General features: G+C 45.3%; 16 protein-coding genes. 7 read left to right on the top strand and 9 right to left on the bottom strand.

Going from position 1 to position 24316, the window contains the following annotated elements; all coding sequences use genetic code 11:
• Positions 1–35: 35 nt before the first annotated feature.
• Positions 36–755: a DUF305 domain-containing protein gene (locus QUA54_RS13870; protein ID WP_333415092.1), complete on the bottom strand. Its 720-nt coding sequence runs from the start codon at positions 753–755 to the stop codon at positions 36–38.
• A 322-nt stretch (positions 756–1077) separates the two neighbouring features.
• Between QUA54_RS13870 and QUA54_RS13865 the strand changes: the two genes are divergently transcribed.
• The 4 genes from QUA54_RS13865 to gloA all read left to right on the top strand — a co-directional run bounded on the left by QUA54_RS13865 (position 1078) and on the right by gloA (position 4635).
• Positions 1078–1272, top strand: coding sequence for a heavy-metal-associated domain-containing protein (locus tag QUA54_RS13865; protein WP_333415091.1), 195 nt, complete (start codon positions 1078–1080; stop codon positions 1270–1272).
• Between the two features lie 36 nt (positions 1273–1308).
• Positions 1309–3564, top strand: a complete 2256-nt coding sequence (locus QUA54_RS13860) for a heavy metal translocating P-type ATPase (protein WP_333415090.1) — start codon at positions 1309–1311, stop codon at positions 3562–3564.
• Between the two features lie 19 nt (positions 3565–3583).
• Positions 3584–4096 carry a cupredoxin domain-containing protein gene (locus tag QUA54_RS13855; protein ID WP_333415089.1) on the top strand — a complete coding sequence of 171 codons (513 nt, stop codon included), beginning with the start codon at positions 3584–3586 and terminating at the stop codon, positions 4094–4096.
• A gap of 110 nt (positions 4097–4206) precedes the next feature.
• A complete protein-coding gene (gloA, locus tag QUA54_RS13850) occupies positions 4207–4635 on the top strand; it encodes a lactoylglutathione lyase (RefSeq protein ID WP_333415088.1) in 429 nt (142 codons plus the stop codon).
• Positions 4636–4743: 108 nt separating this feature from the next.
• Here gloA and QUA54_RS13845 read toward each other — a convergent pair whose 3' ends face one another.
• The 3 genes from QUA54_RS13845 to QUA54_RS13835 all read right to left on the bottom strand — a co-directional run bounded on the left by QUA54_RS13845 (position 4744) and on the right by QUA54_RS13835 (position 9180).
• Positions 4744–6519, bottom strand: coding sequence for a hypothetical protein (locus QUA54_RS13845; protein WP_333415087.1), 1776 nt, complete (start codon positions 6517–6519; stop codon positions 4744–4746).
• 268 nt (positions 6520–6787) lie between these two features.
• Positions 6788–7759: a DUF459 domain-containing protein gene (locus QUA54_RS13840; protein WP_333415086.1), complete on the bottom strand. Its 972-nt coding sequence runs from the start codon at positions 7757–7759 to the stop codon at positions 6788–6790.
• Between the two features lie 5 nt (positions 7760–7764).
• Positions 7765–9180, bottom strand: a complete 1416-nt coding sequence (locus QUA54_RS13835) for an MBOAT family O-acyltransferase (protein WP_333415085.1) — start codon at positions 9178–9180, stop codon at positions 7765–7767.
• A gap of 276 nt (positions 9181–9456) precedes the next feature.
• Here QUA54_RS13835 and QUA54_RS13830 point away from each other — a divergent pair, with 276 nt between their 5' ends.
• Positions 9457–12408 carry an AAA family ATPase gene (locus QUA54_RS13830; protein WP_333415084.1) on the top strand — a complete coding sequence of 984 codons (2952 nt, stop codon included), beginning with the start codon at positions 9457–9459 and terminating at the stop codon, positions 12406–12408.
• Between the two features lie 218 nt (positions 12409–12626).
• Here the strand turns inward: QUA54_RS13830 and QUA54_RS13825 are convergent, their stop codons facing one another.
• The gene (locus tag QUA54_RS13825; RefSeq protein WP_172186008.1) at positions 12627–12857 is read right to left on the bottom strand and encodes a photosystem II protein, Psb35-related; all 231 of its coding nucleotides are present in this window, start codon (positions 12855–12857) and stop codon (positions 12627–12629) included.
• A 437-nt stretch (positions 12858–13294) separates the two neighbouring features.
• Here QUA54_RS13825 and treS point away from each other — a divergent pair, with 437 nt between their 5' ends.
• Positions 13295–16678, top strand: coding sequence for a maltose alpha-D-glucosyltransferase (gene treS / locus QUA54_RS13820; protein WP_333415083.1), 3384 nt, complete (start codon positions 13295–13297; stop codon positions 16676–16678).
• Positions 16679–17279: 601 nt separating this feature from the next.
• Here treS and QUA54_RS13815 read toward each other — a convergent pair.
• Both QUA54_RS13815 and QUA54_RS13810 read right to left on the bottom strand, forming a co-directional pair.
• Complete coding sequence (locus tag QUA54_RS13815; RefSeq protein WP_333415082.1) at positions 17280–17600, bottom strand: 2Fe-2S iron-sulfur cluster-binding protein; 321 nt, start codon at positions 17598–17600, stop codon at positions 17280–17282.
• A gap of 184 nt (positions 17601–17784) precedes the next feature.
• A complete protein-coding gene (locus QUA54_RS13810; RefSeq protein WP_333415081.1) occupies positions 17785–18432 on the bottom strand; it encodes a sigma-70 family RNA polymerase sigma factor in 648 nt (215 codons plus the stop codon).
• 221 nt (positions 18433–18653) lie between these two features.
• On the opposite strand from QUA54_RS13810, the gene QUA54_RS13805 reads away from it, so the two are divergent.
• Positions 18654–19442 (top strand): phage Gp37/Gp68 family protein, encoded by a 789-nt coding sequence (locus QUA54_RS13805; RefSeq protein WP_333302471.1) that lies wholly within the window; start codon positions 18654–18656, stop codon positions 19440–19442.
• Here QUA54_RS13805 and QUA54_RS13800 read toward each other — a convergent pair.
• Both QUA54_RS13800 and QUA54_RS13795 read right to left on the bottom strand, forming a co-directional pair.
• The gene (locus QUA54_RS13800; RefSeq protein WP_333415080.1) at positions 19420–20535 is read right to left on the bottom strand and encodes a three-Cys-motif partner protein TcmP; all 1116 of its coding nucleotides are present in this window, start codon (positions 20533–20535) and stop codon (positions 19420–19422) included. The two genes, QUA54_RS13805 and QUA54_RS13800, sit on opposite strands and share 23 nt — an antisense overlap.
• 37 nt (positions 20536–20572) lie before the next feature.
• The gene (locus tag QUA54_RS13795) at positions 20573–24286 is read right to left on the bottom strand and encodes a hydantoinase B/oxoprolinase family protein (protein ID WP_333415079.1); all 3714 of its coding nucleotides are present in this window, start codon (positions 24284–24286) and stop codon (positions 20573–20575) included.
• Positions 24287–24316 lie beyond the last annotated feature (30 nt).

The raw sequence follows: 24316 nt of genomic DNA, 5'->3' as shown, positions 1-24316 counted from the left end.
CGTGATTTGGTCACGTTTTGTTCAGGGGATATAAATTACTGTTTGTACCAAGCTTGCCGCCACTGTTTCATTTGCTCAATTTCTTGCTTTTGCGAACTCAGAACTTCTTGAGACAATTTCTTCATTTCCGGCCGTTTTGACTTCTTCAAAGCATCTTCAGCCATCACTAAAGCTCCCTCGTGGTGAGGAATCATCGCATTGATAAACCGCAAATCAAACTGGTCGTCAGCAGCACCTAAATCCATGGTCATCATCATGCTTTGCATCTGTTCGGGAGTCATTGGCATTATGTGACCCATTTGAGCGTGATAAGCCATCGGCGTACTGCTGGCTTTGGGATACCAAGTTTTTCGCCACTCTTTCATTTGATTGATTTCGCGGTTCTGAGCAGCAATTATGTTATTTGCTAGTTTTTTCATTTCGGGGCGTTTTGATTTATTCAGCATCTCTTTTGCCATGTTTACAGCACCTTGATGGTGTACTGTCATCCCATCAATAAATCGCAAATCGTAGTCGGCATCAGCAGGGCCTAAATCCATTGACATATTGTGATTCATGCCATGATTCATCCCACCCACGCCGCCGCCTTGTGCCACGTCTTGCTTGTTGTTTGCTGCGGTTGCAGCCGTAACATTAGGGGCTTGAGTTTCGCTGGAAGGGGCTTTGGAACAAGCTGCAAGCACTCCGCTGGTTAAAGCGGCTGTGGCGGTCAATATCAGCGCTGCAAAGCCTGTTTTTAATGAAATTTGTTTCATAGAGCTTATATCCTTAAAACGACCATTTATCTTCAGCTTTTCACATATAAATGAAATTAGGATGAAATTTTTTAATCGGACTTGTAAAGAATTATTACTATGCAGCCGATCGCACTCACAGTTAAGATTTACAGAACTCTCTTGAACGTAATTAGGTAGGGTGCAGAGTGCGCGCCTTACCCCTATGGGTAGCGTCTCAAACCACTTTTTTCATAATTCCTGATTTATTTTGCAATTCCCCTTGACTCTCCTGTGTACTGGAGACTTTACAATGGAGTTAATTCATTGATTGAGCAGAGTAGTTTCTGCTGAGGTTCAAATTATGACTTTACAGCTACAAGTGCCTAAGATGGCTTGTTCTGCTTGCGCGACTACGATCGCAAAAGCAGTCCAAGCCATTGACTCAGCCTCAACGGTTGAGGCGGATCTCAAGACAAAATTGGTCACGATTCAAACCGCTAAGCCAGAAAGTGAAGTTAGGAAAGCGATCGCATCTGCTGGCTATCCAGCCATTTAAACACAGGAGGTAATTGTATAATTTAGGAGGGCATCTATGGACAATCTCACACTTAAATTGCGGGGCATGAGTTGTGCTTCTTGTGCTTCCTCTATCGAACAAGCAATTCAATCGGTTCCTGGCGTAATTGAGTGTCATGTCAATTTTGGGATGGAACAAGCAACCATCCAATACGACTCCAAGCAAACCAACTTAGAAACAATTCAATCGGCTGTTGATGCTGCGGGATACCAAGCTTTGCCACTTCCAGAAATGCCGGCGACAGAGGATGATTCCGAACAAGCCGATCGCAAATCGGAATCTCAAACCTTGCAGCGGAAACTCTGGACAGCAGGTATCATCAGCATCCTGCTGGTTGTGGGTGCTATTCCGGCGATGACGGGCTTGCACCTGCCATTTATTCCCGCGTGGCTGCACAATTTTTGGCTGCAATTAGTGCTGACATCACCCGTACAATTCTGGTGCGGGAAATCGTTTTATGTAGGAGCTTGGAAATCCCTAAAACGGCGTGTAGCGACAATGGATACCCTGATTGCTTTGGGTACGAGCGCTGCTTACTTTTATTCTGTATTTGTGACATTTTTTCCTGGTTTATTCACCGCCCAAGGTTTGACTCCGGGCGTTTACTACGAAGTTGCCGCTAGCGTTATCGCCTTAATTTTGTTGGGGAAAACCCTAGAAAATCGGGCGAAGGGAGAGACTTCGGAGGCAATTCGCAAACTCATGGGTTTGCAAGCAAAAACTGCTCGGATAATTCGCAACGGGGAAGAGTTGGAAGTGCCGATCGCCAAAGTGGAAATTGGCGACATCGTGCAGGTGCGGCCCGGCGAGCAAATCCCCGTAGACGGAGAGGTAATTGAGGGTGCTTCGACTGTAGACGAAGCAATGGTTACGGGAGAAAGTTTGCCTGTCAAAAAGCAGCTTGGCGACGAAGTTATCGGAGCGACAATTAACAAAACTGGCAGCTTCAAGTTTCGGGCGACAAGAGTTGGCAAAGATACATTTTTAGCTCAAATTGTCAAGATGGTGCAGGACGCACAAGGTTCAAAAGCACCGATTCAAAAGTTAGCAGACCAAGTGACAGGTTGGTTTGTTCCCGCAGTAATTGCCATCGCTTTAGCTACTTTTATTATCTGGTTTAACGCGACAGGAAACTTCACTCTAGCGACAGTGACAATGGTGGAAGTGCTGATTATTGCCTGTCCCTGTGCTTTGGGTTTGGCGACTCCGACTGCTGTGATGGTGGGAACTGGTAAAGGTGCAGAAAATGGGATTTTAATTAAAGGAGCGGAGAGTTTAGAATTGGCTCACAAAATCCAAATTATCGTGTTAGATAAAACTGGAACTCTCACAGAAGGCAAGCCGACTGTAACTGATTTTGTGACAATTAAAGGAACGGCGGACAGCAATGAGTTAAAGTTGCTGCAATTGGCTGCGTCAGTCGAGCGCAATTCGGAACATCCTTTGGGGGAAGCTGTTGTGAGGTACGCTCAATCTCAAGAGGTTAATTGGACGGATGTTAAGAATTTTGAGGCGATCGCCGGGAGTGGCGTGCGCGGGGTTGTAGGTGGAAAGTCGATCGCCCTGGGAACGCTGAGGTGGATGCAGGAACTCGGCTGCGATACTGAATATCTGGAACTGCGCGGGAGAGCTTTGGAAGCTGCGAGCAAAACGGTTGTTTGGATGGCTGTAAAAGGCAAAATAGAGGCAATTCTGGGCATTGCGGATGCCCTCAAACCATCGTCCGCGCAGGCGGTGAAAGCACTTCAAAAACTCGGTTTGGAGGTGGCGATGCTGACGGGGGATAATCGCGCGACTGCGGAGTCGATCGCCCAATCCGTGGGTATTACTCGCGTTTTTGCCGAAGTTAGACCCGACCAAAAAGCAGCTCAAATCCAAGCCCTGCAAGGCGAAGGAAAAATTGTCGCGATGGTGGGAGACGGGATTAACGATGCACCGGCTTTGGCCTTAGCAGACGTGGGAATTGCGATCGGCACCGGCACAGATGTGGCGATCGCCGCCAGCGACATTACCTTAATTTCAGGAGATTTGCAAGGTATAGTTACAGCAATTAAACTTTCCCGCGCCACCATGCGGAATATCCGCGAAAATCTGTTTTTTGCGTTTATTTATAATATCGCTGGAATACCGATCGCGGCGGGCATTTTGTTCCCCATGTTTGGCTGGCTGCTAAATCCAATTATCGCTGGTGCAGCAATGGCTTTCAGTTCAGTATCTGTAGTTAGTAATGCTTTGCGATTGCGAAATTTTAACCCAAAATCTATTGCCTAAATTTGGAGGAATTAGAAAAATGTTACAGCATCGTCAAATTTGGGGAAGTCTCGCGAGTTTAGGGCTGGTGATGGGAATGGCATCGGGAGTTCAAGCTTCCAAAATGTCCGTCCAGCATTCTACTTCAACGACTCAATTCCGCAGCATTGAACAGCCGCTAGGTTTTAAAGTTGGCGTAACAATAGGTGGTTTGACATTAATAGGTTTGGAATTGTGGTGGTTTTTATTCAGTAAAGCTAAAGGGCAGCAAGCTGAATCTATTCAGGGGATACAAGAGTTGAATATTACTGTAGACGGGGGTTATGAGCCTGCCACTGTAGTTGTGGAAGCGGGTAAATTAGTCCGGCTCAATTTCTTGAGGCGCGACCCCAATAGTTGTCTCGAAAAAGTGTTGTTACCAGATTTTCACATAGTGCGAGAATTACCTCTGAATCAGGTAACGGCTGTTGAATTTACCCCTGACCAACCTGGACGATACCTATTTACGTGCGGCATGAATATGTTTCGGGGTGTGGTGGAAGTACAAAGCTAAATCAAATAGACAGTTATCAACCTGCGGCAACTGCGACGGTTGAGGGGCGAGTTTTTTCCGCAGGAAATAGCTAAAATAGATGAAAGCTTAAAAAATTTGGAGTGAGGTAAATGCAACTACTACACACGATGCTCCGAGTCGGCAACCTGGAAGACTCCCTCAAATTTTACACGGAGGTTCTGGGGATGAAGTTGCTGCGGCAAAAGGACTATCCAGACGGTAAATTTACTCTGGCTTTTGTGGGCTACGGCGACGAATCAGACACTACAGTTTTGGAATTAACATACAACTGGGGCGTCGAACAGTACAATTTGGGTGATGCTTACGGTCATATTGCGATCGGGGTTGACGACATTTACGGTACTTGCGAAGAAATTAAAGCTCGCGGCGGTAAAGTTAGTCGGGAACCGGGCCCGATGAAGCACGGTTCAACTGTAATCGCTTTTGTGGAAGACCCAGATGGATATAAAGTTGAATTAATTCAACTGGCAAATCAAGGTACCAATACCCAGAAAGTAGCAGCAACAACCGCATCCTAACTTTCTTAAGAGGGGGAAGGGGAAGGAAAAACTATCTTCCCTCTTCCGTTGTCCTTTTGACAACAGTCGTACCCACAACTGTCAACTGTCAACTGTCAACTGAAACTTTTAATTCGATCGCACTGACGGTACAAACTGCTGCAAGTAACTTTTCTGCCACAAAATAGAAAAACTGTTGCCTATTTGGCTTAAACTATCAAATTGAGGAATTAATTTAGATTCTCGGCGCTGGTCTAAAACAGCGATCGCCGAAAAGAATACAGCTAATACTAACAAAAATACTACCATCACACTAAATAAAATAGTCCAATAAACTAGAAATTCGCTTGTGTAGCTGATCCCGAATATCCAGTTAATTACTAAATCCGATAAATACAAAAACAGCCCTACTGAAAACCCTACCGCGAACAATATCCACGTCCACTTAAACATATCTGTTGCTGTATTGCTATTTTTGGCCCCCGAAAGTTCTAACTCTCTAATTTTGCTGTTAATATTTGATGTAATTTCATACAAAGTAGACTGCAAACAATCTCTGATATAATTAAGCTCATTGTCGAGGTTTATGCACTTCTCGGAGCTGCTTTTGTCAAAGCTCAGGTTTTGGAGTTTTTTGCGGTGCGCAGCCAGTTTATTGTCGAGAGTGTAATCCCATTTTTCCAGCCGATCTACAGTCAAATACAAAAGTTCCCTATTAGCATCTAACAAGCTCTGGCAATTTATGATGGACTTAACTAACTTGCTGAGATTGTCGATCTGCTCGTCTACAGTATTTTGGTATTCCCTCTGTTTAGCTGACAAGAAACTTGCCATCTCGACATCCCGATCGCCGCACAGCGACAAAGCCTCACTATACACCTCGTCAATTTCATTTTTACATAGATACAGTGAGGCTTTGCACTCCTCAATTTCGGGAATAGTCAGAGATTGTAAGGGCTGATATTCTACATTAAATTTATATGCCAGTGCTGTCATAATCTGCGCCGATTTTCGGTTTAGCTTGTCTTTGTAAGGTTCTAAAATAATTGCAGCTCGATTTTTGACTCTCGCTTCCGGGTGGTGCAGGAACTCAAAAATTTTGGCAAGTATTTTGGAGAATTCCAAGTCATTAAAGTTATTTTCCGCAACTTGCAAAAAGTTTGTTACCGCTGCATCGTTTTCGGCACTCAATTTGTACGGGCCCGTAAGTGCGATCGCAGCAAATACTCGATCGATCCAAAACAGATATTCCTCGCAATCCATTGGCAGGTTCGGCAGCAGCCAGCTAGGGCCGTACACCCAAAAATCGAGACAATTCTCATATTCCTTACCGCTGTCATTTCTGCTGCTGTCGTCCAAAGCAAATTTGTTGCTTGCTAAGGCTTTAATTTGCTCTTCTACAACCCGTCGCTCAATTTCCCCTGCATTGATTGTGACATTTACACCACCTTCCTTGCCTTGTCCTTGTCCTGCTTCATCCAACCAAATTGACTTAATACTAACAGCCGCAGACCACCGAATTAAAGGAGTCGATCCCCCTCGCGCTTCCACCTCTAACGCCGCCAGCAAATTTTTGCTAAAATGGCTTGCTCTAGCCGCTCTCTCACTTGATATCAGCCCATCTCGCACCTTCCCAAATGCCTGAATTGCCAAAGCGCGAAACAGCAAATTCGGATGCGGTTTTCTGAGGGGTTCCGATATATTTCTCCTTAATATTCCGCTGTTCGGTACGCCCAAAAATTCAGCCAAAGGCTCGATCCCGCACTGTCGCAGGATTTTTTCAACAGTGTTTATTCTTTGCCAAGGTTGAGTATATTTAGTGAGAGTGAAGATTAGCGCTGTGTCGCTGCATTCTATTGACTCAGGGATGCTGGTGCGATCGACTTTCCACAGATTGCTCGTCATAATTTGTCGCCATGACAATTGCTAGATATGGACGGCGTTGTTTGATGCTGAATTCAGCATTACATCTATTGCTGCTTTTTGTCAATATTAGTCCTCGACAGGGAGCGAAAAACCCGGTTTCATGAGTAAATTTATCCTGACTAAAGCCCAGATTTTTCTTATAAACCGGGTTTAGAAGGCCAAGTTGGATACCAAACTAAATATATAATTTTGCAGTCGGTGAAATGTCAAAATTTTAGGTTGGGTCAGGAAACCCAACCTACTAGAGTTATTTATTTTTCGGAGCTTTTAATATTTGGTCGCTCACCATTCGGTCAACGATTAAGTCGCTGATAATTTGAGCTCCGTGGGAGGTAAAGTGCAAGCCGTCATTACTTTTTACATAGCCTCGCTTACCGGATTTATTAGCCACTACAGGAACAAATTTTCCGGCTTGTCCAAATGTCTCCCAAGTAGAAATAAATTCGATTTTGGCAGAAGATTTGCTCGCATTTTTATAAATCGCGTTCATGATCGGAAAAGCTTTGAGATACGAAGAGTTGTTAGGTATCGATTGACCGACCCAATACACTTTTCTCACGGATGATGAATCAAGTAAATTGGCATATCTTTCAACTCTTTCTTGATAAGCTTTTTGCCATTCTTTGGTCATAATTTTCCAGCCTTTTCCTTGAGAATCAATGATATTTTGACGGTCATTGGCTCCGAACAAAACTATCACTACATCCGGCTGGTAATTATTAAGAATTTTGCGAGTTCTGGCATACCAATCATAATAATCTATCCGATTTAATCCGGTCGAGACCTTGTAGTCAATTTTTGTATCGGCGATATTGTATTTTTTCTTAAGAGTGTACTGGAGTTGAATTCCTAAGTCGAACATTACGGAATCTCCAATAAATAAAAATCTGCGATAAGGTCTGGTCAGCTTCGGTTTAGCTGGGGTTGGTTTTTTAGCATTAGCAGGCTTTTGGGGTTTAACGGCCGCTTTTGTTTCGGTTTCGACAGGAGAAATCTCTGGTTCTTTGGGGAGGCTATCGAAGTTAATATCTTTAATTTTGCTCCAAAAATCTTGTTCGGATTTTCGGAAACCGTCTAGTTCGATCTGGCCTGCGGCTTGTTTAATTTCTGGACTGGCGAAAGGAGTTGAAGCAAAGCTTTTGAGAAATAATGATAAGTTTGAAAATATTAAAGTGAGAATTACAGAAGTAACAATCAGCAAAATTTCCCGGTCTTTCATATTTCTTAGAAATTAAAGTAAATAAAAGGCGGAACGGTACTCGGCCCCAACATCAAGATAGTATACACGAGTAGGGAAACTAAGACAACCCGAAAGAAAATGTTTTTTAATGACAATACGGTTTGCAATAGTTTAGCGAGGCGATCGCCCCAAAAGTTGAGCGCGCCGATGACTGCAATTACTAAATACAATTGCCAAAAGTTAAATTGAAAAGTTGCGACTGCAGGATGGACAATTCCTTCAAAAAAACTCACCGCAGTTTCCCAGTTGGAAGTGCCGAAAAATACCCAGCTACAAGTAACAAAACTAAATGTTAACAACCAACTGCAAAATTTAGCAAATCTGGGAAAGGCATAGTCTAATTTAAAGTGAATAGCTTGGGGGATATCTTTACATAAATGGTTGACAATTAATCCTAAACCGTGAATTGCTCCCCAGAAAATAAAGTTTAAACCTGCGCCGTGCCACAATCCACCGATCGCCATTGTTAAAAATAGATTGAGGTACTTTCTCAACTTGCCGTATTTATTGCCGCCCAAGGGAAAGTAAAGGTAATCCCTCAGCCACTCGGAGAGACTGATGTGCCACCTTTTCCAAAATTCTTGCAGGCTGAGCGATCGGTATGGCATATTAAAGTTGGCAATGGGCTTGAAACCCAGCAAACAGGAGATGCCGTTGGCTAAATCCGAATAGCCGCTAAAATCTACGTAAATTAAACAGGAATAGGAAATTGCCGCGAGGATTAAATCGATGCTGCTGTACTGCTGGGGGACTTTGAATGGCAAGTCAGTGAAGTTAAACAAAAAGCTGGCTAAAGTATATTTTTTGAAGAGTCCAGACAGAATCAAAACTATAACTTCTTCGATTTGATAGTCGTACTTTTCCGGGGAATTTAGCTGCAAGTAAAATTCGCGAGCTCGCGAGATTGGCCCGGAGGCAATTTGCGGAAAGTAGGTAATGTAGGCGGCGTAGTCTACAAATTTCGGACAGGGGATTTTTTGCTGGTAGCAGTCGATTAAATGGGAAATCATTCTAAAAGTGTAGAACGACACGCCGACGGGGGCGATTATTTGCACAACTTGAAAGCTGGCTGGAATTTGTAGCTGGTTTAGTACCTCAAATAAAGAAGTTACAAAGAAGTTGCAATATTTAAAGATGCCGAGATAGGCAATGTTGACAATTAAGCCGGAGATTAAAGCAAGTTTTTTATATTTACCGTTGCAGAGAACTCGGAGAATGATATAATTGCAGACTGTACAGAAAACGAGGAGCAAGAGAAAGTCGAAACTCCAAAAGGAATAAAATAATAAACTGGAAACTAACAAGACAATTTTATACAACTCGACTTGGGGTTTCACAGAGACGATCGCGCTAAAAATAATTAGGAAAAATACTAAAAATTGGTAAGTGGGAAATAGCATAAATCTCAGCCGCTAAAAAATCTTGTTTCTGGCAATATTTTTCTAAGTGAGCACGAGGGAAGCTATCCCGAAGGGAATCGCCCGAGTCGGTCTGACCGCACCAAATTTTTGGGTGGATTGCGGACTGTAAGCTTTTGCAAGAGGTCAATTAGGTCATAACTTCCGCCCTAGTTAACCGCACTCATAAATTCATAATCCTGTTTAAAGATTATGATGGTTGTGAGACGATGTATTAATGGATAACAACAGGAATCCCCTTGATTGGGAGGAAGCAACGTGCAGCCAACAGACCCTAGCAAATTTACAGATCAAGCCTGGGAAGCCATTGTCAAATCCCAGGATGTAGCCCGCCGCTTTGCCAATCAGCAGCTAGAGGTTGAACATTTAGCAATCGCCCTTCTCGAACAGCAAGGTCAGGCAAACAGCATTCTCAGCAAAGCTGGAGTCGATGCCCCCCGGTTGGCCCAGCAGTTAGATGCTTTTGCCAAACGACAGCCCAGAGTTGCCAACGCTGACCAACTATACCTCGGCCGCGGCTTAGAAGTGATGTTAGATGTTGCCGAGGCCACCAGGGCGACTTGGCAAGATAATTTTATCGCCGTTGAACATTTATTAATTGGCTTAGTAGAAGACGAACGAGTCGGCCGCAGGTTGCTGACAAAAGGCGACGGCCCGCCGGGCCGCCCGGGTTACGATCGCAAACCCCCAGCCGGTACGATCGATCGACCAAAACTCGAAGAAGCAATCAAATTAGTTCGCGCCACTGCTAAAACCCAAGAAAAAAATTCCGAAACGGGAAAAGGCAGCCGCAGCAGCGCTAAAGCCCAAGATCAAGATGGCGAAGCTAACTCCGACGCCCTCAGCAAGTACGGCCGCGATTTGACAGAAGCCGCCAAAGCCGGCAAACTCGACCCAGTAATCGGCCGCGACGAGGAAATCCGCCGCGTGGTACAAGTTCTTTCCCGCCGCCAAAAAAACAATCCAGTGTTAATTGGCGATCCCGGAGTCGGAAAAACTGCGATCGCCGAAGGTTTAGCGCAGCGAATTGTCAACGGCGACGTACCCGAATCTTTGAAAAATCGCCAGCTATTTAGCCTCGACATGGGCAGTTTAATTGCTGGGGCAAAATTCCGGGGCGAATTTGAAGAACGGTTGCGGTCTGTCCTGCGGGAAGTTATCGATTCCGACGGGCAAATTGTCCTATTTATTGACGAATTGCACACCGTTGTCGGCACTGGCGGCGGCGGCAGTTCCGGTTCGGGAATGGATGCGGGAAATTTGTTAAAACCCATGTTGGCGAGAGGCGAATTGCGCTGCATCGGCGCTACAACTCTTGACGAATTCCGCAAGAATATTGAAAAAGATCCTGCACTGGAACGCCGATTTCAACAAGTATTTGTCGGCGAACCCAGCGTTGAAGATACTGTTTCGATTTTGCGCGGCTTGAAAGACCGTTACGAACGCCACCACGGGGTAAAAATTACTGATTCGGCCTTGGTAGCTGCTGCAACTTTGTCTTTTCGCTATATTTCCGATCGCTTTTTGCCAGACAAGGCGATCGACCTGGTAGATGAAGCGGCCGCCCACTTGAAAATGGAAATTACCTCTAAACCTGTGGAATTGGAAGGCATTGACCGCCGGGTGATGCAGTTGGAAATGGAAAAATTGTCGATCGAAGGCGAAGGAAAAGGTGCTCTAGCCCCTGGGCTCGGCTTCCGCGTCGAACGCATCACATCTGAGATTGACATTTTAAAAGTCAAGCAGGAAAAATTGTCCTCTCAGTGGTTGGGCGAAAAGCAGTTGTTGGATGCAATCAATAAATTGAAAGCAGAAGAAGACCAACTGCGAGTCCAAATTGAACAGGCAGAAAGGGCTTACGATTTGAATAAGGCCGCACAGTTAAAGTATGGGAAGTTGGAAACTGCGGTGCGCGATCGCGAAGCGAAAGAAGCGGAACTTTTGAAACAGCAAGCTCAAGGTTCTTCCCTGCTGCGCGAAAAAGTTACTGAGGGCGATATTGCGGAAATTGTCGCCAAATGGACGGGCATTCCCGTTAACCGATTGTTAGAATCCGAACGCCAAAAATTGCTGCAATTGGAAAAACACTTGCACCAAAAAGTCATCGGTCAAGAGGAAGCTGTAACAGCCGTGGCAGCGGCAATTCGGCGCGCTAGGGCGGGCATGAAAGACCCCGGGAGGCCGATCGGCTCTTTCTTGTTTATGGGCCCCACAGGCGTCGGAAAAACTGAGTTAGCCCGGGCGTTGGCGGAGTTTTTGTTTGACAGCGATGATGCGATGATCCGCATCGATATGTCGGAATACATGGAGAAGCAAAACGTCTCCCGGTTAGTAGGAGCTCCTCCCGGATATGTCGGTTACGACGAAGGGGGACAACTTTCCGAAGCAGTGCGGAGACGCCCTTATTCGGTAGTGCTGTTTGACGAAGTGGAAAAGGCGCACCCCGATATATTTAACATTTTGTTGCAAGTGTTGGATGACGGCAGAATTACCGATTCTCAAGGTCGAGTGGTTGACTTTAAAAATACCGTAATTGTGATGACCAGCAATATCGGCAGCGATCACATTTTAGACGTGTTTACTAAGAAGGAAAAAAGCGTCAAAAAACCTCCTAGTCGGAAGCAGGAAACGAAAGATTTGTCAAGTCAAAAGACAGATTATAAAGTGGCTGCCGACGGTACTGTTGAGGTGTCGGCCCAGCGAGTTGATGTTGATACTGTAACTAAGAGTGAAAACAAGGCTGAAAACAAGAGTGAAAATGAAAATTTATTGACTCAAGAACGGGAGACAGATCAAGAGTACGAACAGATGTTAAAACGAGTGATGGCAGCGCTGCGATCGCACTTCCGGCCGGAATTTCTTCAGCGGGTAGACGAGACAATTTTGTTCCACACTTTGAGCAAGATCGAACTGCGGCAAATCGTCAGCATTCAAGTCAAGCGGCTCGAGCGTTTGTTGGCCGAGCAAAAAATCACTTTGGAACTGTCGGATGCGGCGAAAAACCATATCACAGATGTCGGTTACGACCCGGTTTACGGCGCTCGTCCCTTGAAACGCGCTATCCAGCGGGAGCTGGAAAACCCGCTGGCTAACAAGATTCTGGAAAATGCGTTTGTGGAGGGCGATACAATTGCGATCGACTGCGAAAATAACACTTTGCAATTTCGCAAAAAAGAATTTCGCCCAGCGCTAGTAGGTAATAGTTTGTAGTTGCCCAACAGCTAGGAACAGGCAAGATGCCTGTTCCACAAACCATAAATCTTCTTGTGGAACAGGCATCCTGCCTGTTATTTAAAATTAGGAACAGGCAAGATGCCTGTTCCACAAACCATCAATTCTCTTGTGGAACAGGCATCTTGCCTGTTATTTAAAATTAGGAACAGGCCGTCGGGTCTGTTATTGAAAATGGTGAAACCTGTTACTTGATATCAGGAATTCGAGATGGTGCGGCTGCCGTAAGCATCCATGCTGTAGGCGGGAACGCGAACGCTGTAATCTATCTCTTTTGCTGTGATTGCTACAGCCAATTTTTCAAAAGATTCATCGTTCCAATTCCGCTCGTGGATGGGCTTTGACTGTTCGCCCAGGAAATATGCTTGAGTGCCAATTAATGCTGCTGCGACCCAACCGACGATTAAAAGAGCGATTACAAGAACCATTTTTGCTTTTTCCTTAACTTTTGTTGCTTTATGTAAACAAATGTAACAAAAGCTAGCCGTCAAAGTCAAGGTAGTGTAATGTCGTGGCAACCGTCCGACAGGTAGTAAATACCGCCCCTAATACTTAGTCTGTAGGGTGCGCACCCCGCAACGATATCTAAGGTGCGCACCGCGCAACGATATGTAGGGTGCGCACCGCGCCCCAATAGGTATCCGGATCGTGAACTGTATCCGAAATAGCAAAACACATTTTTAGAATTTTATAATTAAGAAATTATAAGTTTTGCGTTAATAAATTACGATTAAAAGTCTGCCGCTGGCATGAGGAATCGCCGCCAAATTATGAGTTATGATTTATCAGTTTGGGTTTGAACTAACAAAGCCCAATTACCAAATTGCAAGGGCTAATTCCCAATTACCAATCACCAATAAAAATCATGCCAAACTCAATGTTAAATGACGACCCCTTGTGGTTCAAAGACGCGATTATTTACGAAGTACCAGTACGCGCTTTTGCCGACAGCAATGCAGACGGGATCGGCGACTTTAGAGGACTGACAGAAAAACTGGATTACCTGCAAAACTTGGGAGTAACAGCAATTTGGGTACTGCCATTTTTTCCCTCGCCGCTCCGAGACGACGGCTACGATACATCTCACTATACCACCGTCAACCCGATTTACGGCACATTAGAGGATTTTAAAGAGCTTTTAGAAGCAGCGCACCAGCGGGGAATTCGAGTCATTATTGAGTTAATTGTCAACCACACTTCCGACCAGCACGCTTGGTTTCAGCGATCGCGCCGCGCCCCGAAAGGCAGTAACGAAAGAGATTTTTACGTGTGGAGCGACACGCCGGAAAAATATCAAGATGCTCGGATTATTTTCCAAGATTTTGAAACATCTAATTGGGCTTGGGATGCGGTAGCAAAAGCTTATTACTGGCACCGTTTTTATTCCCACCAACCAGATTTGAATTACGACAATCCGGCCGTCCGCCAAGCCATCTTAGACGTGGTAGATTTCTGGTTGGCACTGGGAGTAGACGGACTGCGCATGGATGCGGTGCCTTACCTGTACGAGCGCGAAGGTACTAACTGCGAAAACCTGCCAGAAACTCACGTATTTCTGAAGCAATTGCGCAAGCACGTAGATGAGAAATTTCCGAACCGGATGCTGCTTGCTGAGGCGAATCAGTGGCCGGAGGATGCGGTTGAATATTACGCTGCTGGGGATGAATGTCACATGAACTTTCATTTTCCGCTGATGCCGCGTTTATTTATGGCTTTGTATATGGAAGATAGCTTCCCAATTAGCGATATTCTCCAGCAAACTCCGCAGATTCCCAATAACTGTCAGTGGGCATTATTTTTGCGGAATCACGATGAATTGACGCTGGAAATGGTGAGTGATGAAGACCGAGATTATATGTATCGGGTTTACGCTCAAGATACTCAGGCGAGAATTAATTTGGGCATCCGCCGCCGTTTAGCTCCTTTGATGGGAAATAACCGCCGCCGCATCGAGTTGATGAATGCTTTGCTGCTGTCTCTTCCGGGTACGCCGGTGCTTTACTACGGCGATGAAATTGGTATGGGAGACAATATCTATTTGGGCGATCGCAACGGGGTGAGAACTCCGATGCAGTGGAGCGGCGATCGCAATGCCGGTTTCAGCCGCGCTAACCCGCAGCGGCTTTACGCGCCGCCAATTGTTGACCCTGAATATCACTACGAATCTATTAACGTGGACGCGCAGCGGGCGAATCCGAGTTCTCTGTGGTGGTGGATGAAACGCCTAATTGCAATTCGGCAGCGCTTCCAAGCATTCGGCCGCGGAACTTGCGAGTTTCTGTACCCGGAAAACCGCAAAGTTTTAGCCTTTGTGCGCACTTATCAAGACCAACACATCCTCGTAGTGGCTAATTTGTCGCGCTTCGTGCAGACGGCAGAATTAGACCTTTCGCCTTTTAAAGGTGCTGTTCCGGAGGAGATTTTCGGCCGTACTGAGTTTCCGGCGGTTGGCGACTCGCCTTACTTTTTGAGCTTGAGTTCTCACACATTTTACTGGTTTACTCTTACTGCTAAACACGAAGATTTTTCGCTGCACGGTTTTCACACAGACTTGCCGAGTTTGGCAGTCATAGGTACTTGGAAAACTGCTTTTTCTACAAGTCAGTTAAGCGATATGCTGCTAAATATTTTGCCGGAATACTTGCGGCGAAATCGCTGGTATAGCGGTACAGACAGGACAATTCAATCATTAGAAATAAGTGAGATTTTGCCTGTTGAATGTAAAGATAGTGCCGGGGAGGAATCTAAAGTTTACATTCTGTTTTTGCTGTTGAATTATACTGAAGGTATGCCGGAAACTTACGTTTTGCCTTTAGGTTGGGAAGAGATGAAAGGCGATGCGGACGATCGGGCGATCGCGCGCCTGCACTTCCCAGAAACCAACAAGGAAGTCGGGGTACTATTTGATGCTGCTGGGGACAAAGGTTTTCTGAGCGCGCTGCTGGGGGCGATCGCCAATTCTCGTACTCACAGAGGTGTTGCAGGTCAACTCGTAGGAATTGCCGACGGTGAATTCAGATCGGAACAAGATTTATCGCACCTCGAACCTCACCTGTTCAAAAAAGAACAAAGCAATACATCCGCAGCTTACGGCGACCGCTTCGTCCTGAAAATATTGCGAAAAGTCGAGGAAGGAATCAACCCCGAATTAGAAATCGGACGCTTTTTAACCGATCGCAACTCGATCCAACACTACGCTCCAATTGCCGGAGCATTGGAATATCAAACACCAGGAAAACAAGTCATTACAGTCGGAATACTACAAAAATTAATCCCCGACAGCGTAGACGCTTGGTCTTATACATTAGACACACTGCGCGACTATTTCGAGCAAGTAATGACAGTAGAAGCAAAGCATTCCGGCGAAAATTTATCTATTTCCCCCGAAAATTATTTACCGAGCGCTTTGATCGGACTAACGCAGCGGCAGCCAAACTCGCTAGTAGCGGATTTATCCCTAGAAATTCCGGCATTAGCTCGCGAACTCATCGGCTCTTACTTAGCATCAGCCGAACTTTTAGGCCAGCGGACAGCCGAACTTCACCTCGCTTTAGCTTCAGACATAGAAAATCCCGCTTTTGCCCCAGAAAGCTTCACCTCCTTTTACCAGCGTTCCATCTATCAACACATGAGAAATGTCGCAGGAAGAACTTTGCTGGAGCTTAAAAAACGGCTGACCAAACTGCCGCCAGACATACAAAAATCGGCGCAAAAGCTCCTCAACCGCGAAGATTTGCTCATGGAACGTTTCAAGTCTATTTTGAACTTGAGAATTACGGCTGATAGAATTCGCTGTCACGGGGACTTTCATTTCGGGCAAGTTCTTTATACAGGCAAAGACTTCGTAATTATTGATTTCGGAGGAGAACGGAATCGACCCTTAAGCGAGCGGCGGATGAAGAGGTCGCCCCTGCGAGATGTTGCGGGAATGCTGCAATCTTTGAGTTACGCTGTTACTTTGGCACTGCGCAATGAAGTAGAAAGCGGCATGATTCGCCCTGAAAATCTCCCGGAGATGCAGCAGTGGGCGAATGTTTGGCACCGCTGGGTCAGCCTCACTTTTGTTAAGAGCTATTTGGCAACAGCAGCCGATGCAAATTTCTTGCCCAAATCTATACCGGAACTACAAGTTTTGCTGGATGCTTACATTTTGGAAAAAGCGGTTGGCGAGCTAGCCTACGAACTTAATTACCGCTTGGATTGGGCGCACATTCCGCTTCAGCGGATTGTACAATTGCTGAATTTATAAGGGCGGGTTTATCTATACTCATGAGGGTGCGTGACTTTCTAACCACTCAAGTGGCAGCTCAATTCTTGAGAGTCACGCACCTTACATGACACGAAATCTGGTTGAACAACCATTTCCAGCGGCGAATCTTAGGTAAGAGTGACAACTGATTCACGTATCTTTGCGATCGCTTTGATAATTTCTTCTCGATTCTTACCTGATTGTATCCATTTTGGAAGTCGAGAGAACAGACTCTTATTAGACCAGCCATGAAGTTCATGAGGTTTTCGTTCCCTCAGCTTTGCCCGAACAAACGCCTCAATAAATTCTAAATGTCGAAGATTGTAAGCCCAAAGTGTCTTACCGCAACAGGAAGTTTGAAGCCACAGAGGATAGTGGAAGTAGTCATCCACGGTATACCATCTTTCAATCTTCTTCTCAGACCAATCTTTTGAGGAACCACAAGCTGTACAGGAAAATCTGCGAGGAGCAAACGAATCGACCTTATCAGGATCGATACAACGCACGATCGCACATGAATCACAACAAGGGCATCGCACCAGAAATTCATCCTGGAATGAGTAGATTGTTTCACGAGTATCTTTGAATCGCTCCATACTTATTACTTAAAATAAAGAGCTGTTTGATACAAAACTTGTTCTTGATGCGTTAACAAAGTGCAGTCAGAAAGCGGGTAAGCCACACAAGTAACAGCGTAGCCAGCTTGCAATTCTGACGGCTTCAAAAACTTTTGTTCGCTTTGGTCGATTTCACCGCTCAGCAGTTTGACAACGCAAGCAGAACACTCTCCTTGCTTGCATCCATTCGGCAAGCGGATGCCGGCATCTTCTGCCATATCTAAGATATACTGGTCGTCTGGTACTGCGATCGTGCGATCGAGCGCGAGAGCCTCATTCACCAACCGAACTTGATAAATTGTCATTTCCACCTCTTATATTTGGATTTTTTGTATTTAACCAAATTAGATTATTACAACTTTCACAAAACATCGAAATCTAGGGTGCGCAGCGGGCAGCTTCCCTCTATATAATAGCTAAAAAAACCCGATATTTTCCAACTACCGGGTTTTCGAGACTACACAAACTCGGCGCGATTGTATCCAATCTCTAAGCAAGTTCTTCTTGATAATCGAGATTTTCATCGAGATAAATAGCCCGAATATCCTCCGGCAAACCGGATTCTAAAGTTTGATATCCTTTTTGCAGCAAAGCCTTTACCTGAGCGGGCGAAATAGCTTCGCCTTCTGCTTGCAAATAAGCTGCAATTCGAGTTTCGCTCCAGCGGAAAGTCTGAGCCATCAACACTACTAAACGCGGCAGCGGCGCTAACAATTCTAAAGCTTGTTTGACGTAACACCAAAGGGGGGGCGGAGCAGATTGCAAAGAGTAGTGAATCGACTCAACAGGGGGCAAGTCGGCTTGATTGATGCAGATAGCTGTAACATTAATCAGCCAGTTTTGGAGACTAAGATTTCCGCCCTCAGACTCTTGGAGTTCGCGGCGCAAATCGAGGCCTCGGAGCTCGTGATAGATGTGCAGCCAAGTGTGGGCAAATAGGAAATCTCCTTGTACGGGCGATCGCACGGAATGGCGAATCAGGGAGTGGACAATTTGAGCGTAGCGGCAAAAAATCGCCGTGAAGAAGCGACCCTGATCGGGATGGTTTTGAAACAGAGTCAATAATTCCTGGTCGCTGTGATGGAACAGGGATTTGACCACAGGATGGTTGAGTTCTGAAAAATTAGGTGTTTGCACAATAGTTCTGTAACGGTTTTGGTAATATATGCTGGTGCAGCCCGATTCTACACTACGATCTACATTTGATGCAACTACTTAAAAACTGTTGATATTTAAGTCAATTAATTATATAATAGAGTTGTTGGTGATGCTGCATTAATCTAAATTAATACATATAAACTCTAGGTATCCAGCGCACCTAAAAAAATAATTAGTTGTTTCAATGGTAAGGTTATTGTATGTCTAGCATTAATACTGGTATCGAATGGTGCGATCGCACATGGAATCCAACAACTGGCTGCGATAAAGTCAGTCCCGGTTGTACGCATTGTTATGCTGAAGCATTAACAAAACGGTTTCATACTAATTTTCCTAACGGGTTTACTTTAACCGAATACCCAAAGCGCTTGAACGAACCTAAGAGTTGGCGAAAGCCGAGTCGCATTTTTGTTAACTCAATGAGCGATTTGTTCCATGAAGATGTTTCTCTTGAATTTCTGAAACAAGTCTTTGATGTAATGCGTGAAACTCCTCACCACATTTATCAAATTCTTACGAAGCGACATGAGCGTTTAGTAGAGTTAGCTCCTCAACTTGAGTGGTCGGATAATATTTGGATGGGGGTGTCTGTTGAAAATCAAAACTATGTTCATCGTGTGGATCATTTGCGACAAGTCAATGCAAAGGTACGCTTTTTATCCTGCGAACCACTTTTAGGGCCGTTACAGCTTGATTTAACAGGAATTCACTGGGTAATAGTTGGGGGAGAGTCGGGGCAAAAACACCGTCCGATGCAAGCCGAATGGGCACAAAGTATTCGGGATCAATGTCAGGATGCTGGAGTCGCGTTTTTCTTTAAGCAATGGGGAGGTAGAACACCTAAAGCTGCTGGGAGACTGTTGGATGGGAAAATTTGGGATGAGATGCCCGATGTGTTGGATCGGCATTTAACAAAGTGCAAACAGCACACACTGGAACCCAATCGAAAAAGCAACAACGTAGGTGTTACTGCTTTGCTGGAAATGTGATTTTTACCGTCTCTGCCAGTGTATTTTTTCTTCTTTTATTAACAGGTGGATCGGTGATAATTTTTCCCTCCGCCTCCAGTTTAAGCAAAATCTCCCTGTAGTTTTTCTCAATGTAGCGCTTGCCAACGTGATGGCGATTATAAATGTCTACTCTAGTTAATGTCTGAGCTGCAAATTCATCCATAAGCATATTTTCAAGCTCATCAAGAGGTCGGTAAAGTTCATATAACAAAGGATACTTGGGTGGCGCTGGATTGTACTCTAAAGACGGAACACCTTGTTTAAAACTAGAGCTTTCTCCAGCCATGACACCTTTCATAATTGAATAACCCAATACATTCTTTGATACAAAAATCAGGTGATGGCTAGTCCTATTGCCGCTCTCATTTTTGAACCCAAAAGGTAGTACATATGAACCACCTATTTCTTTCAATGCCTGACAGATAGCTTCCACAATTATTAACTCTCGCTCGTCTGGTTGCTTCGACTCAAGCTGTTCTCTCAGATGATCTGCTCGTTCTTTACCAAAAAGGGCGTTCATATGGGACTCTACTGCTGCATTATTCAACCCCATATTAATCCGGTTGTAGTTGAAGAAAAATATGCAATCGCATCCCCAACTAATGATTAGTGAACCAATTAGTCTAAGTGACAAGCCTTTGTAACCCCAAGGATCAATAAAAAAGAGTGTAGGAACATTATTAATTTGCCGAACTTCTTGGACGATTTCTTCTCCAACCTCCTTATTTAAAACTTTTGGTTCATGTTGTAATCTACCTATGTTGGGGATGGCTGCTATAGCCTGTTGGAGAGAGTGAGTATTATTGGAGTCTTTATCATTAAACAGTGTTACTAGCATTTCTGACATATCTGGATCGGCAATAGCACGTTCCAATATAAGTAGTGGAGTAGACTTAGAACCGTCTTGATAGCGACCGGGCCCAGAGAACAAATCAATATAGGCAATGTTACTATTCCATTTCTTGGCTCTTGGTATAATTACCTTTGCCCAAGCCCAAAAGTATTTAGCAACTATTTCTGATTTCACTAAAGAATTATCTCTGGACTCATCAAAGAAAGAACTGTCAGCCATCACTGTTACCTCTACACTCTAGTTCCTTTTACGGATACTACATAATAGTACCATATCCTCCACCCCCAGGAGTTTCAATCACAAACACATCCCCAGGCTGCATTTCCACAGTCGCCGTACTCCCCAAATCCTCCACTTTTCCATCAATCTTTTCAACATAATTCCGCCCAACTTTCCCCGCTTCCCCCCCATTCAAACCGCAAGGAGAAACAACCCTTCTCCCCGATAAAATCCCCGCCGTCATCGCCTGCCGAAACCGTACTCGTCGCACAACTCCATTCCCCCCGCGATGATATCCATTACCGCCACTATTAGCGCGAATTGCAAAACTTTCTAACAACACGGGGAACCGCCATTCTAATACTTCGGGATCGGTTAAACGCGAGTTAGTCATGTGAGTTTGTACCGCATCAGTACCATCAAAACTTGCGCCCGCACCCGAACCGCCACAAATAGTTTCATAATATTGATAGCGCTGATTTCCAAAGGTAAAATTATTCATAGTTCCCTGAGAAGCCGCCATCACTCCCAAAGCACAATACAAAGCATCGGTAATATTCTGCGATGTTTCCACATTTCCGGCAACTACCGCCGCTGGATAGCGAGGATTCAGCATACAGCCTTCGGGATTGATGATTTCGAGAGGTTTCAAACAGCCCGCATTTAGAGGAATATCGTCATCTACCAACGTCCGGAAAACATATAAAACAGCGGCTTTGCACACCGCAGCGGGAGCATTAAAATTGTTGGATTGTTGAGCAGAAGTGCCAGTAAAATCTATTTTTGCACTGCGCGCAGATTTGTCAATTGTAATCGCTACCTTAATTTGTCCGCCACTATCCATGGGATAAGTAAACTCGCCATCTTGCAAAACATCAATTACCCTGCGCACCGACTCCTCAGCATTGTCTTGCACAAAGCCCATATAAGCTTGCACAGTCTCTAATCCATAATGCTCTACCATCTTGAGAAGTTCTTCTGCGCCGCGCTTGTTAGCAGCAATTTGTGCTTGCAAATCGGCTATATTTTGAGCGTAATTGCGAACAGGGAAATTACCCGCAGTCAGAATTTCTAGTAATTCTTTTTCTCGAAAATAGCCCTCGCTTACTAACAGAAAATTGTCAAGCAATACGCCTTCTTCGGTTACTGTTGTACTGTTAGGAGGCATGGAACCGGGAGTGATGCCGCCGATGTCGGCGTGGTGTCCCCGCGAGGCAACATAAAACAAAGGAAGGGAGGAATCACGATCGAATACTGGAGTAATAACGGTGATATCTGGCAAGTGAGTGCCGCCGTTGTAGGGATTGTTAGAAACATAAACATCGCCCGGTTGAATCGCATTGCCTTGTGCTAAAATTAAAGCTTCAACGCTTTCGCTCATCGAGCCTAGATGTACGGGAATGTGCGGCGCGTTGGCAACTAATTGCCCGTTTTTGTCGAAAATTGCACAGGAAAAGTCGAGACGTTCTTTGATGTTGACTGAGGAACTTGTGTTTTGCAATGTGACGCCCATTTGTTCCGCGATCGCCCGAAACAAATTATTAAAAATTTCCAGCAAAACCGGATCTGATTTAACCGCAGATAAACCCGAATGAACGCGGATATTATCTGCGTCCATCTGCGTGCATCGGCGGTTCAAAATTAGATCGTTATTTTCGGTAATTTCCGCTTCCCAGCCCGGTTCTATGATATTAGTTCCCGTAGCTTCAACAATCATAGCAGGGCCTTCTATGCAATCGCCCGATCGCAAATCGTCTCTCTGATAAACAGGCGTTGCCCGCCACCCGCCAGCAACATACATTTGCACGGTTGAAATTGGTTGCACAGGCAAGATGCGCGTCCCACCAGAGGGGGAAATTGTGGATGCTTCCGGCACATCCATTCTTTCTACAACTTCCACCGAAACAGCTTCCACAATCAGCGGTTTTTCTGGCATAATAAAACTGTAACGCTGTCGGTGTGCTGCTTCAAATTCAGCCTGCATCGCCTCAATATTGTCAGCCAAATTGACCGCCAAAACCGAGTCACTTCCCTGATACTTTAAGCGCAACTTGCTAATAACTAAAACCTCTGACTCATTCTCTGTGTTCTCTGCGCCTCTGCGGTTCAATTCCCTCTTTCCCTCAGCCTCCAATTCGGCTAAAATATGATGCAAACCCGGTAATAATTCTGCATTTAATTGTTGCTCGATCGCCCTTTCGCGAATAGCCCGCACATCAGCCAAACCCATACCGTAAGCCGACAACACACCCGCATAAGGGTGAATAAATACCCGTTTCATCCCCAAAGCATCGGCGATCGCACAAGCGTGTTGGCCGCCCGCACCGCCGAAACAGCACAATGTATACTCCGAAACATCGTAACCGCGCTGAAGCGAGATTTTTTTGACAGCATTTGCCATCTTTTCCACCGCGATCGCCAAAAAACCCTCCGCCACCTCTTCGGCCGTCCTCTCGCCCCCAATTTCCTCCGCTAATTGCCCAAATTTTTGCTTTACTACCTCAGGGGCGATCGGCAAATCTGCATTCAATCCAAATACTTTCGGGAAAAAATCCGGTTGAATTTTCCCCAACATCACATTGCAATCAGTCACCGTCAAGGGGCCGCCTTTGCGATAGCAAGCGGGCCCAGGATTGGCTCCTGCAGACTCCGGCCCGACGCGGTAGCGAGCCCCGTCAAAAAAGACAATTGAACCGCCGCCGGCTGCTACAGTGTGAATGGCCATCACGGGCGATCGCAATCTCACCCCAGCAATTTCCGTCTCAAATTCGCGTTCGTATTCGCCGTTAAAATGGGCAACATCTGTGGAAGTTCCGCCCATATCAAAGGTAATAATTTTATCAAAACCTGCCTTTTTGCTGGTTTGAACTGCACCGACAATTCCCCCAGCAGGCCCGGATAAAATACTATTTTTTCCTTGAAATTGTGCGGCGTCCACTAAGCCGCCATTCGATTGCATGAACATTAATTTGGGGAATTGGGAATTGGGCCTTGGGAATTGGGCATTGGGCATTAATAATCCCTCGTTCCCAGAATCTGCCTCGATTAACTGACTGATTACTTGTTCGACGTATCGACGTAAAATCGGAGATAAATAAGCATCGACAACCGCAGTATCTCCCCGCGAAACTAATTTCATCAGCGGGCTAACTTCGTGAGATATTGAAATTTGAGTAAAGCCAATTTCTCTGGCTATTTTAGCAACTTGTTTTTCGTGTTCCGAGTAGCGGTAGCCGTGCATGAATACGATCGCACAACTGCGAATTCCCTCATCGTATGCTTGCTGCAAACACGGGATAAATTCGGGATTGACAGCAGTTAACTCCTCACCTTGAGCGCTGTAGCGTTCTGCAACTTCAATAACTCGATCGTACAGCATCTCCGGCAAAACAATGTGGCGGGCGAAAATATTCGGGCGGTTTTGATAGCCAATTCTCAGCGCATCGCGGAAACCTTTAGTAATTAACAGAATTGTGCGATCGCCCTTTCGTTCCAGCAAAGCATTTGTCGCTACCGTCGTCCCCATTTTAATCGCTTCAATTTGTGCAGCGGGTATGGGAACATCTGCAGCAATTCCCAAGATTTCGCGAATTCCTTGGACTGCTGCGTCTGTGTAGCGTTCTGGGTTTTCTGATAGCAGCTTGTGAATAACTAACTTACCGTCGGGGCTCTGGGCGACAATATCGGTAAAAGTGCCACCGCGATCGATCCAAAATTGCCAGCGAGTGCGATCGTCAAAAACAGTATTCATATCATTATCCATCATAAATGTTAATCAGCC

It is taken from the genome of Microcoleus sp. MOSTC5, assembly GCF_036701825.1.
Taxonomy (GTDB): Bacteria; Cyanobacteriota; Cyanobacteriia; order Cyanobacteriales; family Microcoleaceae; genus Microcoleus; species Microcoleus asticus.
Note: the sequence above shows the minus strand (reverse complement) of the source record. Positions and strands in the feature narration are given on the sequence as shown.